9 protein-coding genes are annotated in these 13718 nt (G+C 44.3%); all 9 read left to right on the top strand.

Going from position 1 to position 13718, the window contains the following annotated elements; all coding sequences use genetic code 11:
* Positions 1 to 27: 27 nt before the first annotated feature.
* The 9 genes from NO559_RS04230 (at position 28) to NO559_RS04190 (ending at position 13595) form a co-directional block, all read left to right on the top strand.
* The gene (locus tag NO559_RS04230) at positions 28 to 852 is read left to right on the top strand and encodes a TnsA endonuclease N-terminal domain-containing protein (RefSeq protein ID WP_258330548.1); all 825 of its coding nucleotides are present in this window, start codon (positions 28 to 30) and stop codon (positions 850 to 852) included.
* Entirely contained in the window at positions 839 to 2911 is a 2073-nt protein-coding gene (locus NO559_RS04225; RefSeq protein WP_258330547.1) for a transposase family protein, read from the top strand. The genes NO559_RS04230 and NO559_RS04225 overlap by 14 nt, the downstream gene beginning before the upstream one ends.
* On the top strand, positions 2911 to 4569 hold the full coding sequence (locus NO559_RS04220) for an ATP-binding protein (RefSeq protein ID WP_258330546.1): 1659 nt from the start codon (positions 2911 to 2913) through the stop codon (positions 4567 to 4569). The genes NO559_RS04225 and NO559_RS04220 overlap by 1 nt, the downstream gene beginning before the upstream one ends.
* Positions 4551 to 6077 (top strand): TnsD family Tn7-like transposition protein, encoded by a 1527-nt coding sequence (locus NO559_RS04215; RefSeq protein ID WP_258330545.1) that lies wholly within the window; start codon positions 4551 to 4553, stop codon positions 6075 to 6077. The genes NO559_RS04220 and NO559_RS04215 overlap by 19 nt, the downstream gene beginning before the upstream one ends.
* The gene (locus NO559_RS04210) at positions 6070 to 7668 is read left to right on the top strand and encodes a Tn7-like element transposition protein TnsE (RefSeq protein ID WP_258330544.1); all 1599 of its coding nucleotides are present in this window, start codon (positions 6070 to 6072) and stop codon (positions 7666 to 7668) included. The genes NO559_RS04215 and NO559_RS04210 overlap by 8 nt, the downstream gene beginning before the upstream one ends.
* A gap of 235 nt (positions 7669 to 7903) precedes the next feature.
* Positions 7904 to 8533, top strand: coding sequence for a hypothetical protein (locus tag NO559_RS04205; RefSeq protein ID WP_258330543.1), 630 nt, complete (start codon positions 7904 to 7906; stop codon positions 8531 to 8533).
* The gene (gene hsdR / locus NO559_RS04200; RefSeq protein WP_258330542.1) at positions 8533 to 11121 is read left to right on the top strand and encodes an EcoAI/FtnUII family type I restriction enzme subunit R; all 2589 of its coding nucleotides are present in this window, start codon (positions 8533 to 8535) and stop codon (positions 11119 to 11121) included. Before NO559_RS04205 ends, hsdR begins: the two co-directional genes overlap by 1 nt.
* Positions 11122 to 11139: 18 nt before the next feature.
* Positions 11140 to 12711 carry a type I restriction-modification system subunit M gene (locus tag NO559_RS04195; protein WP_258330541.1) on the top strand — a complete coding sequence of 524 codons (1572 nt, stop codon included), beginning with the start codon at positions 11140 to 11142 and terminating at the stop codon, positions 12709 to 12711.
* Positions 12708 to 13595 (top strand): restriction endonuclease subunit S, encoded by an 888-nt coding sequence (locus NO559_RS04190; RefSeq protein WP_258330540.1) that lies wholly within the window; start codon positions 12708 to 12710, stop codon positions 13593 to 13595. The genes NO559_RS04195 and NO559_RS04190 overlap by 4 nt, the downstream gene beginning before the upstream one ends.
* The last annotated feature ends 123 nt before the right edge of the window (positions 13596 to 13718 follow it).

The following is a 13718-nucleotide window of genomic DNA, read 5'->3' as shown; positions in this document are numbered from 1 at the left end:
ATAAGTCAGTTCAGGTGGCATTTTAGTATGGGTAGGAAGAATTATTGGAATTCAGAGGCCAAAAACAGGCGCTGGATCAAAAGCGGACGTGGTCAGGGGGCTGGTTCAGATTATAAACCATGGCTCACGGTTCGCGATGTTGCTTCTAAAGGTCGATCTCATCGAGTTTTTGGCCACCTAACTCAGCGCACTCACCACCTTCTCTCAGATCTTGAACTTGCAACTTTCCTACTCCTTCAATGGCGACCCACCACTATTGATATTCGCGAACAGTTTCCATTGGATAGAGAGGTAACGCTGCAGCTTAGTAAGGATTTAGGTATCGAACATCCAAACCATCATGGTCTGGATCAATACATGAGTAGTGACTTTGTCGTTGATGCAAGAGAGAAGGTGAATTCACGTTTTGTGATTCAGGTGAAAGCAACTGAGTCACTGAATGACTCTAGAACTATAGAAAAGCTTGAGATTGAGCGGCGCTATTGGTCTGAGAAGCAGATACCTTGGTTTTTGGTGACGGAGAATCAGATGCCTTCAACGGTATTTGAAAACATCAATCTGCTTTATAACCACATAGACGATGAAACTGAACTGGGTGAACTCATGATTCAGTTTGAACTGTTCAGAAAACACTTGCCAAGAAGTGAAAGTCTCAGAGTTAAAGACCTATGTATAAAGCTTGATCTTGCCTACGACTATGAGCCTGGAGAAAGTCTGTATCAGATTAAACGATTGTTGGCCCAACGATATTTCCATTTTGATATCACAAAGCCATTTACCGAATTGCGTTGCTCAGATCTGACAGCTGAAAGCTTTGAGGTATTGCAGGAGGTTTGGCGTGTTTCAGGTTAACGAGGTGGTTCAGGTAGCAGATAACCTCTATCGAGTGCTTCTTACCACCGCGCGTCACGTTGTTTGGATTTCACTTGATGATCAAAAAGCATTTCCAGACATAGTTGACCTCTCTCAGCTTGAGGCGTTGATTTTGCAAGAGAAGCTTGTTCGTGTTGATGACCCTTTTTCCTATGTATTGGGTCTACAACCAGAACAGGATTCAAAAGACGCAACTATTCGTGACACGAATTATCGTGTTATTAAGCCTGTGGTTGAAGATCCATACTTCTACGTTAAAAAGGTACGAGCAAAACGTATTGCTGAGATTCTAGAACTTGGTGAAGTATCAAGGCCTTACATATACAAGCTAGTTCGCAGGTATTGGCAAAGAGGCCAAGTCCCCAATGCTCTGTTGCCAGATTACAAGAACTCTGGGGCGAAAGGTCAAAAGAGGATTGCGAAGAATAAGAAGTTAGGTCGGCCAAGAGAAAAAATGGAAGGGACTGGCGCATTAGTAGATGAGGCAACTGAAAGGCTTTTCCGAATCATCATCGATAAATACATACTTAAGAAGAAATTTTCTATCGCAAAGGCTCACCGGAAATTTAAGGGCCTATATGAAAATATCGCTCCTGGCGTATCGGAATCTGAAAAGCCAACAAAGCGGCAGTTTAGTTACTTTTTCAACCGCGAGTACACACATGTTGAAAGGATAAGGGCAGGTGTACCAGATAGCATATATATGAAGGATGTTAGGCCACTTGAAAGTACCGCGACAACGCAAGCCTTAGGTCCTGGCTCACGATACGAAATTGATGCGACTATTGCTGATGTAATATTGGTTTCGGATCATGACCGCAATCAACCTGTTGGACGGCCCACTGTTTATCTTGTCATAGATGTTTTCTCTCGTTTTATTGTTGGTTGGTATATCGGATTTGAGAACCCTTCTTACGTAGCCGCAATTCAAGCGCTTCATTTAGCGCTAACAGATAAAAATCACATATTTAGAGATCTTGAGATAGACACAGATAATTTTGAATGGCCTACACCGGGTTTACCTGAAGCAATTCTTGCAGACCGTGGTGAGCTTCTAGGCCATCAAATAGAAGGGCTTGAAGCTAGTAATAAGGTCAGAATAGAGAATACGCCTCCTTACAGAGGAGATGCTAAAGGAATTGTAGAGCAAAGATTTAGAACTCTGCAGGCAGAATTTAAGGGCTTTGTTCCAGGAGAAGTTTCTGGACCAACAGTTAGGAAGCGTGGAGGAAAGAACTATTGGTTGGATGGTAAGCTCACAGTATCAGAATTCACTGAAATTATTGTTTCTTCTATTGTGATGCGTAACTTTGTAGATCCAATGAAGAAGTATGATCGAGCCAAAGACATGCCTGCTGATCTGCCGTCAATTCCTATTCATCTTTGGAGCTGGGGCTTGCAGAATCGAACAGGGCGTTTACGTAAGGCTAATGCTGAGGCTGTTCGGATAGCACTGCTTCCTAGACAAAAGGCAAGCACATCAATACAGGGAATCTGCTTGTTTGGGGTGTACTACTCTGCGCCAGAAATAGTAGAGCTTGGCTGGTTGCATCGATCAGGAAATTCCCCCAGGCCGAAAGAAGTTGAAGTTGCCTATGACCCTAATTTTGCCGATGAAGTGTACTTATTTCACTCTGAAGGAAATCGAGATCATTGGGTTTGCCGAATTACTGATACATCGAGGGAATATAGAGGCTCTACCTTCTGGGAAGTATGGCGAAAACAGAAACAGATTAAAATACAGTCAGCAAAAGACCAGCTCGAATCCGACAGAATTCGAAAACTGCATGAAGATAGAATAGAAGACATCATAACATCGGCTATCAAGGAATCACCCAAGCCTGTCGCAACAAATTCAGAACGAATGAAGGGAGTAAGTGGTGCACGTTCTGAACAACTGGAGAAAGAACGTGAACAGCGTCGTCACCAAGTCGTTAAGAACGAGCAGCCTGCTAAAGTCGTGCATTTGAATCCGCCTGACGAAAATGATGATTATCCTGACTTCGAAGATGAATTATTTGATGACGGAGACGACTGATGGAACGTCCTAGTCACTTTGTTACTGCGTCTTATACCCCGACAGGTGTTAAGCGCTATGATGACAATCCATTCATTGAAGCGCTCCCACCAATCCTATCGGTTGCTCAAGTAGGTAAGAGTATTAAAGGGAAAATTGAGTATCACCCTGCGGATAGATTAGCCGATCCGAAGTCCAGAATGCATATGGTTGTGTCATTGTTAGACGATTATTTTCAACCTATTTCACAGCACGTCCAGCTACAAGAGAAGATCGACCTAATGCTTCGTATGGGCTATGTCGGAAGGAACATCAATGATGGTTCATTGAACCGTAAGCTCCAGGAGGGTTATGAGTTTATAAAGTCAGGCGGTGAAGTTGCTGCTAACTTTGCTGTGGAAAAAACCACGGCTCGAAGCATGTCTCTTGTGGGTATTTCCGGTGCTGGGAAAAGTAAGTCGCTTGAGCGAGTATTGGCAACGTATCCTCAGGTGATTTACCACGAAAAAGAAAATCGCTTTCAGGTGACGTACCTTAAGATTGAATGCCCTAGCAACGGTGACCTCGAAAGCTTATGCCTTAACTTCTTCAGTGCAGTCGACAGTGTATTGGGTACCGACTATGAGCGCCGCTACGCAAAACAGCGTCTTTCTGTTCCAAAGATGCTGGCTCTAATGCGGCAGACAGCCAATAATCGTGCAATTGGTATTCTGGTAATAGATGAAATCCAACGATTAAGCCAGGTGCGCTCAGGTGGTAAAGAGCAAATGCTGGAGTTTTTTGTAGAGCTAGTGAATACCGTGGGGATTCCGATAGTTTTAGTTGGCACTCCTAAAGCGCGTCCAATATTTGAACTAGAGCTGCAATCTGGCCGGCGCAGCGCTGGACTGGGGTCAATTTACTGGGAAACTATTCCACAATACCTTATTAAAGAAAAAGAAAGGCAGCCAAATACCAATTGGATTCGATTCACGGACAACCTCTGGAAGTATCAATGGTTAAAGCATGGTGGTGATCCACTTAGCGATGAAATAAGAGATTGTTGGTATGACCTCTCCCAAGGTGTCTTAGATATTGTTGTGAAGCTTTTTGTATTGGCGCAGCTCCGTGCTATCGCGAATAAGAAAGAACGAATTACAGTGGGCATTTTGAAATCGGTCTATAAGCAGGAGTTAAAGCCAGTACACCCAATGTTAGATGCATTGCGGTCCTGTGACGCAGATAAAATCGTGAAGTACTCCGACATGCGTATTGTCGACCTGGATAAGCGCATTATCCAATTGGGAGCCAAAATCTTAGCGGATGTCCAAAAGCAAGAAGAACAACTGTTTGGAGGAAACCCAGAAGCTCTGAGATTGTACAATTTGGTTTTGCAGTTAGACGAATCATTTGAAGAACAAACAGTTGCTCAATTGGTCACGCGAATAATTAAGGAACAGCCTGATCTTAGTCTCCCAGAAATGATCCCTGTCATCGTGTCGTGGTATCAGTCAGACGAAACCACTTCAGTAAATAAACAACCAACGGACCGCATTAAAGAAGAGGACTGGGTAGACCTGGATGTCGATGATTGGCGTTACCAGTTTGCCTACTGCAAAGAGGACAACCTGTCGTTAGTTGAGCGACTGGATCAAAATGGCGAAATGTTTGATCTTGAAGGATGGGCAACAGGGTATTAATGCTGGGATTTCCGAAACCTTACTCTGATGAGTTGCTGTATAGCACAGTCGCGAGAGCGGGTGTGCATGATGGGGAGACCTCTCCTAAGCAGCTGTTGGATCAGGTGTTTGAGAATCGGAAAATAATCGCAACGGTGGATCTACCTAGTCATGTTCAATCATTAGCTCAGCAGTACCCAAGTAACAGCGGGCTCAATACAAGTCTCTTAATCGCTCGCCATACACTATGGCCAATTTACGCACCTTTTTTGCCACCTGAGCGAATTAAAAAGCTACGCAACTGGATGGCGGAGCAGTCACAAGGTGCTGCACATTTAGCTTCAGGTATTGCTGCTTCCAGAGTTAAGGCAAAGACCGAATTGTTTGCTTGCAGGCCATGTTTGGCTGAGCAAAGGTTGAAATATGGAGAATGCTATTGGCATCGCCTTTGGCAGGTTCCTTTGGTGAGAATGTGCCCTAAACATGGCGCATTGAGTAGATCGAATATCGAATTAGATGGAGAGCATCGGCATGCTTTTATCCCGGTAGAATCTGCTGATTTATTTCAAGATGTCCTTGTTAAGGAGCAGGATGAAGTCTTTGCAAAGCAATGTGCTCAGTTACTACTGAGTAATTGTGAAGGGATTAGCTTTGCCCAATGGTCTTTGTTTTATAAACAGTTCGCTGTAAGCCTGAATTATTTAGATGGCTCTAGAATTGACCATTCAAAGATACACGACACTGTTGTTACGTTTTGGGGAAAGCAGTGGCTCGAAGATGTAAGAATTCTTCCCTCGAGAATAGAGACTTCATGGCTAAAATCACTATTCCGCAAGCATAGAAAAAGCTTTAGTTTTGCTGAACATATAGTTGCAATCGTAGCCCTGTCTGATGGGAGGCTAAGTATTAGTGAAGCTATCAATCAAGCTTCGAGCCTAATAATTTCCGCCGCAGAAACTAAGAATCAGTCTGCTCAGAAGCACGACGTAGAACCTGTAGCCCCGCCGAGCCCTGATCAATTGCAGTGGAAAACGCTCCTCAAATCCTACTCGCCAAAAGCTGCACGGCAGATTTATAAGGCATTGTATGCTCGGCTTTATCGTAACAACTACGAATGGTTGATGGAGATCGACAAATCATTCCATACTGAAACTACTCTAAAAAATCATCGAGTCGATTGGTCCAAAAGGGATAGGAAAATTGCTCGAGAGCTAAGGCGTGTCTGTAAGGCTTTGACTGAAAACCTAAACGCACCGCATCTTAGCCGTACCTTCCTGATACATCAGTTGAATCAGCGAGCAACTGTTGAAAAGAATCTAAGCCGATTACCACGTTGTGCAATGTTGTTAACTCTTTATTCTGAAAGCACGACTGAATATCAAGCAAGAAGGCTTACGCGTGCCTATTTGTCAATGAGGAACAAACATCGGGAGATTAAACGCTGGTCGCTACTCAGGGAAGCGGGTTTAAGCGATGAGCGGATGACGGAATTAATTACTGCGCTTTTAAAGGATATCTTGAGTGAGTAAAAGCAATGCACGATTTAAGAAGCTGGATAATGATTCAAAAGTTATGGGCATTGGCTCTTTGTTTCGTGGCTTAGACCGAAAGGGGTGGGCGATAAATGTAGACTTTACAGGTAAACAATCTCAAAGCATGCAGTTCAGTAATATTCCTGTGCTTGCGAGAAAAAGAGTGTTAAACCCAACTCAGCAGCTAAAGCCTGCTGGATTGCCAATCGATTTTGTTATAAATAACGCTCAAGATTGGGGTATCGCAAAGGCATCTGATTGCCCTGCGTATCATGCCCATCATCACGGCGGTGACGGCAATCAAATGTGTTTTGTTGCGACCGTTAATACTAAACGAGTCTTTATCCCGCAATTAGAATTCGCTCGAGTACTTTTCTATCATGATCCATTTCTTGCTCGACTAAGCCTCCAGCACGACGCTTTGGCCGAAGACTTTATGCTAGGTCTCAGAGAGGATGGTCAGCCATTAATCGTAGTTCGTGAAGGCGCCGAATATCCAGTTTCATACTTTAACCGAGACGATAATCGAAGATTTCTCAGTTGGGTGTTATTAGATAGTGCTGCCAGAGCCTCTTTCGAAAGCATTAGCATGCAGCTTGTCAAAGGGCAATTTCAGAAAGGCAGTTACTTACATTGGCACTACCAATTCACTCCACCTCCATTGACGGATGTGAAGCTGGGGGCACGAGGTTGGGAAGATCGCGATTCGGGTAGTTTTTTTGTTTGGGAAATAACCCAGCTAGATAATTTACCATCGGATGTGGAAGGGGAAATTGACTTCTACCACCCAGCCTATGATCGAAGGGTCGGAGGCAAGCCAACCAGAGGCGATAGTAAGCAAGGAGAATCTTCTGATGAGTTCGAACTCGATGATGACGAGTTGTCAGATTCTGATAAAGCGACCCTGACGCTCATATCTAAGCAAGTATCCGTTTCCTTTCAGAACCCTCATATAACAAATCGAATAGCGAAAAAGACTAAGGCGGTTAACAACATAGTTGGCGATGGAGACAAAGAGGTTTTGGATAAAGAGCTGAGTCCAAATGAAAAGGAAGAATCAGGTAATCTGCCCGGAGGTGCATGGAATAATCTGGATGATCAAACGGACGATGTTCACCTTTACCTGGGCAAGTTTCAATCATTTCTTAATATGGTAGCGGTTCTTGAGTCATCTCACGGTTGTCAGGTCTTAAACCTAAGCTTAGAAAAATTACCTAGGGTTGGAGATGGAAAAAAGCATTGGTTAGCAGATACACAAAACCCGCGTTGCCTAGCCATTGTTGAGTTGTTGCATGGTAACAGGGAATTTATTTTACTTGAGGTCGATACATCTGATGGTGCTGCGAAACTATCGACCATGCTGCTTAAATCACCTCATGGTTGGGTCGGGATAAACAAGCAGGTTATTCTTCACGGAATAATGAAGAAATCCTTGGGGTGGCCGAACGATTTTTTTAGGGATCAGTTGGGTGATGGTTCTTACAAAGGTATTCCGCACTCAAAATCAAAGCACTCTGGAGTGGTTGCTCCAGAGGTAATTGATCCATGGGCACTTAGAATAGCCAGCTGGATTAAGCGTAGTGTCTAATTGCCATTAATCAGCGATATTTGCTGTTGATGTCTTTAGTAACTAAAGCTGGGTTACCCTGAAATAGCTTGGATATACGTAATTAGTTTCGTAAACTTTTCAATGGGATACGAGCTTAAATTGTTTTAAATGCATAACCTGTGTGTTGGCAATGCTAGGAGCCGTATACTTTTAGGTTTTAGGTCAACTCTAAACAACTTTCGTGCTGTGCAGATTAGTTAACAGGAAGACTATCTTGAACAAAAAGGAATTACTCCAGCTTTATAAAGAACTCTATTTTCATGAGCTGGAGCGCAAGGATCGGATTACTGCGCAAGCTCAGGTTCGTTTCGCGTTCATTGCTACTGGTGTAGCGCTATCGGCATATATGCTGAGAACAGTGGATTTTTCAGAGCCGCAATATCTCGTTTGGCTATTTATTGGGTGCTTGGGACTTGCACTAATTCCGTTTGCTTTTTCAGTGTGGGTCCTAAGTAGAGCATTTTGGGGCAACAAATATGACTATTTACCAGTTCTAACCGATGTCGAGGCATATCGGCATGGTTTGGAACGTCACTACAAGGATTCTGATGAGAATGGATCTATTGAAAGTGACATGTTGGATTACTTGCTGAGTAGTACGGCAGAGATTTCATCAACGAATACTAAGGTTAATGAAGAACGCCTCAGCAGAATGCATCGTTTCTACAGGTTATCACTTCCTTCTGTAGCACTATTCATGACTGCGAGTATGCTATTTATCTTGGCTGATCTTGATGCATCCTCACCTAGAAAACCTATTGTTGTGCAACAGGTTACTTTACCTTCTGCTGAATTAGAATCACCGGTTCAGTTGGTATCTACTGAATCAGGAGCTGATGAATAATGTCTAAAGAAAATAGCAATCAAGAATTAACAGTTCCTCTCGTTTCAAGCATGTCTGGTCGTCCTAAACCGCCAAAGCCGCGCACTGTGCTGGAAATGATGCCATCGGAAACTATTGGTGACTACGCTTTAGCAGAAGCAAATTACAGCAAGCCGCATGAACCTCAGAATCATGAAAGCTATTGGCCGGACAAAAGTGCAGAGTCACAGCAAGAAAAACTGAATGAAGCAGATACTTGTCGGAAGTATGTTACTCCTAAGCTTGTTGAGGCAGGTTGGGATAACACCCCTCATCAAATAAGGGAACAGCATCAGCTTACTGATGGGCGAATTACTGTTAGAGGAGATAAAACCTCTCGCGGTGAGCAATATAGGGCAGATTACCTGCTTAGATACAACCGAGACTTTCCTATTGCCGTTGTGGAGGCTAAGCCCGAATCAGCTCCTGTAGGTAAAGGAATGCAACAAGCCAAAACCTATGCTGAAATCCTAGGTCTTAAGTTCGCATATGCAACCAACGGTCATGAAATTCTAGAATTCGATTTTCTGACGGGGATTGAGCAGGTCGTCAGTGATTATCCAACCCCTGAAGAATTGATTACGCGTCTTGGAAGCGGCGAAGGTTTGGATACTGAAGCTACCGATAGGCTTCTGAGTGCTTATCATCATGCCCCTGGAGGGTTTTCACCGAGATACTACCAGCAGATAGCTATCAACCGTACCGTACTTTCTATTTTGCAGGGAAAGAAGCGCAATCTAATCACGATGGCTACTGGTACCGGAAAAACGATTGTAGCTTTTCAAATTTGCTGGAAGTTATGGAATTCCAAGTGGAATAGTTCAGGTGAGTACAGAAAGCCCAGAATTTTGTTCTTGGCTGACCGAAATGTACTGGTTGATGACCCAAAAGATAAGACGTTTACTCCTTTCGGTGATGCTCGGCATAAGATTGAAGGTGGCAAGATTACAAAAAGTCGAGAGATGTACTTTGCTATTTATCAATCCATTGCTAAGGATAAGAACCGACCAGGCTTATATAGAGAATTCTCTCCTGACTTTTTCGATCTGATCATCGTAGACGAGTGTCATCGTGGGAGTGCCAGAGATGATAGTAACTGGAGAGAGATTCTTGAGTATTTTGAGCCCGCTTATCAGGTCGGAATGACAGCAACTCCCCTTCGTGAAGATAACCGTGATACATATAGGTACTTTGAAAATCCGCTCTATACATACAGCCTAGCTCAAGGAATTGAAGACGGTTTCCTTGCTCCATATCGTGTGCATCGCGTAATTACTCAAGTAGATGCTACGGGTTGGAGGCCTACCAAGGGAGAGTTAGATCGTTATGGTCGTGAAATCCCAGACGAAGAGTATGGAACAAAAGACTTTGAGCGAAAAGTTGTCCTGAAAGCCCGGACGGAGACGATCGCCAAGCATATTACAGATTTTCTTAAAAGAACCGACAGGTTCGCAAAGACAATTGTTTTCTGCGTAGACCAATCTCACGCTGACGATATGCGCCGAGCTTTGAATAACCTGAACAGCGATTTAGTCAAAAAGTATCAGGACTATGTTGCTCGGGTGACGTCAGATGAAAAGAAAATTGGTAAAGGTCACCTCAGTCGATTCCAAGAGCTGGAAACAACAACACCGGTAATCTTAACTACTTCGCAGTTACTGACTACTGGCGTTGATGCACCGACTTGCAAAAATGTCATTTTAGTTCGGGTTGTAAACTCAATGAGTGAGTTCAAGCAGATCATCGGGCGGGGAACCAGGTTACGTGAAGATTACGACAAGCTTTGGTTCAGCATTCTGGATTATACGGGGTCAGCGACTCAAAACTTTGCTGACCCAACTTTTGATGGCTTCCCTGACATCGAGGAAGACACCATCATTGATGATGAAGGTAATGAGTTACCTCAAGATGGCGATGATGTACCAGATGGAAGCGGTGATGATACGCTGCCGGATGGGGGAGACACAGGCTCTGGAGGAGAAATCTCTGAGTCTGAACCAGCACGCTATTATGTTGATGGTGGCATGGTGGATATTTCTACCCATGTTGTTTACGAGTTTGATGCAAGTGGTAAACAGCTAAAGGTTGTCCAGTTTACCGACTACACAGCAGAAAGCGTGAGAACCTTGTTTTCATCACCTGATGAGCTTCGTGATAGTTGGGCCGATCCGGTTAAGCGTGAAGACATCATAGCGACGCTGTCCGCTAAGGGCATTGATTTCCTGCATGTGAGCGAGGAGGTTGGAAAGCCCGACGCAGATCCATTTGACTTGCTTTGTCATTTGGCGTTCGATGCGCCCCTAAGAACCAGGCGCGAGCGTGCAGAATACCTGCGAAAGCAAAATCCCGACTTCTTTGACAAATACGGCCCTCAGGCCAGAGAGGTGCTAGAGGCGCTCTTAAGCAAGTACCGAGAACACGGACCAACACAATTCAACCTCGCAGAAGTGGTTGATGTTCCACCAATTTCTGATTTCGGCAATTTGATAGAGATTGCGGGACGATTTGGTGGGCCAAGAGAGATGAAAAGTGCGGTAGACCAGATGCAATCTCTGCTCTACCACTCATAAGAATATTGGTAGTAATTGATGACTAAAAAGAAGGCTGCAAAGCCAATGACAACAGCTCAACAACTGGGCTCTATTGTAAAAAGTGCACGTCAGATTATGCGTAAGGACAAAGGCCTTAACGGTGATCTTGATAGACTTCCTGTGCTTACTTGGGTGATGTTTCTCAAGTTTCTTGATGATTTAGAAAGCCTTAGAGAAGCAAAGGCTGAGTTAGAGGGGAAAGAGTTCAAAGCCGCAATTGATGCGCCTTACCGTTGGCGTGATTGGGCAGCAAAGGAAGGTGGGATCACTGGAGGTGAACTGATCTCTTTTGTCAACAATGACTTTACTGTCAGGCCAGACGGCACGAAAGGCGAGGGTCTGTTCGCTTATTTGAGAGAGTTACAGGGCGAAAATGGCCAGATGGATCGTCGTGACGTGATTGCGACGGTCTTCAGCGGATTACACAACAGGATGCTTAATGGCTACCTGTTGCGAGATGTGATCGATAAGGTCAATGGTATTCATTTCAACTCCTCTGAGGAAATGCACACCCTTAGCCGCCTGTACGAAACCATGTTGCGAGAGATGCGTGATGCAGCAGGTGACTCTGGTGAGTTCTATACACCACGACCAGTGGTTCGTTTCATGGTCGAAGTCACTAAGCCTCAGCTGGGCGAGAGTGTGCTGGATCCTGCATGTGGCACCGGTGGCTTCTTGGTTGAAGCGTTGTCTTACCTGGAAGGCCAGTGTGCGACCGTAGAAGATCGCGCGATGCTGCAAGGCTCAAGCTTATATGGTGGCGAACCCAAACCTCTCCCCTATTTGCTTGTTCAGATGAACCTGTTGTTGCATGGACTGGAATACCCTCAAATTGACTCGGGTAACAGTCTTCGCTTCCCCCTGCGTGAAATCGGCGACAAAGACCGCGTTGACGTGATCCTGACTAACCCACCGTTTGGTGGCGAGGAAGAGAAAGGGATATTGGGGAACTTCCCTGATGACATGCAAACAGCTGAAACTGCACTTTTGTTTCTTCAGCTTATTATGCGCAAGCTTAAAAGGCCTGGTAAAGGATCTGATTGTGGAGGCCGAGCGGCAGTTGTTGTACCTAATGGTACGTTATTTAGTGATGGCATTGGTGCGCGGATCAAAGAAGAACTACTTAAAAACTTCAACCTTCACACAATTGTTCGATTGCCAGATGGTGTTTTTGCACCTTATACCGATATCCCGGCCAACTTACTGTTCTTTGATAGAAGTGGACCAACCGACGAAATCTGGTATTACGATATTCCCACTCCAGATGGGCGCAAAAAATATACGAAAACTAAACCGATGGAATTTGGTGAGTTTGCTGATTGCATGGCATGGTGGGAGAGAAGGCACGAAAACACTTTCGCTTGGAAAGTTTCAGCAAGCGAAATTTTGAAATATGACGAAGATGGTACGTTGTTTGCCGCTAATTTGGACTTAAAAAATCCAAACAGCCTGGAAGCACTAGAACATCGTCCGCCTCTGGAGCTGCTAGAAAGCATAGCTAAGAAAGAAAAGCAGATATTTTCGATATTGGATGGGCTAAAAGAGCAACTTTCTGGAGGTCATGAGTGAACAGTCAGTGGCCACTGGTTAGACTCGGTGATTTACTTTCAAGCAGTAAGTATGCAGCAGATATCTTGCCTGATGAGGAATATAAAGAGGTAACGGTCAGGCTTTGGGGCAAAGGCGTGAATCTGCGAGGCGTTAAACTCGGTAGTGAAATTGGCACTGGCAAGCGTTTCTACGTGTCTCCAGGTCAATTCATTCTGTCTAAAATTGATGCTAGGCACGGAGCATTTGGGGTCATTCCTGAAGAACTTGATGGAGCGGTAATCACTAGCGATTTTCCTTTGTTCGAAGCTGATCCCAAAAGACTCGATGTTGAGTATCTGAATTGGCTAAGCAAGACGCCTTGGTTTGTTGATGCTTGCAAAAAGGTGAGCGAAGGTACGACTAACAGAGTTCGCCTGAAAGAAAAACAATTCTTAGGAATTGAGATTCGTCTGCCAGAACTAGCAGAGCAGCGTCAAATAGTAAAAAAAATTGAATCGATTCGGACTCAGGTCAATGAGGTAACTTCCCTAAGAAAAGGTGTTCTCACAGAAGCGCAGGCACTTCTACAGAGTGCTTTCCAGAATTTGATTGATGATGTTCAGTATCTTCCAATGTCTCAGGTGTTACCGATTATTCGCCGAAAAGTTAGTGTTAACTTCGATGGTGAGTATCCAGAACTGGGTGTTAGGTCCTTTGGAAAGGGTACTTTTCATAAGCCAGCCTTGAATGGTGTAGATGTTGGTTCGAAGAAGCTATATCACATTGAGCCAAATGACTTGGTCTTAAGTAATGTTTTTGCTTGGGAAGGTGCGATAGCGGTTGCTCAACCAACGGATACTGGCAGAGTTGGTTCACATCGATTTATCACATGTGTTCCAGAGGAAGGGGTGGTTACATCGTAAGCGCCGCATCAACCACACCTATATTTCCTCGCTGATCTGATATTGCAAATAGTTATTTGCAAAGATTAGCGGGCCATTTTATAGTTATTTTCGGTTCAGGATGAACCTACTGCAAGGAAGGTA

This window comes from Dasania sp. GY-MA-18 (assembly GCF_024734385.1).
Classification (GTDB): Bacteria; Pseudomonadota; Gammaproteobacteria; order Pseudomonadales; family Dasaniaceae; genus Dasania; species Dasania phycosphaerae.
Note: the sequence above shows the minus strand (reverse complement) of the source record. Positions and strands in the feature narration are given on the sequence as shown.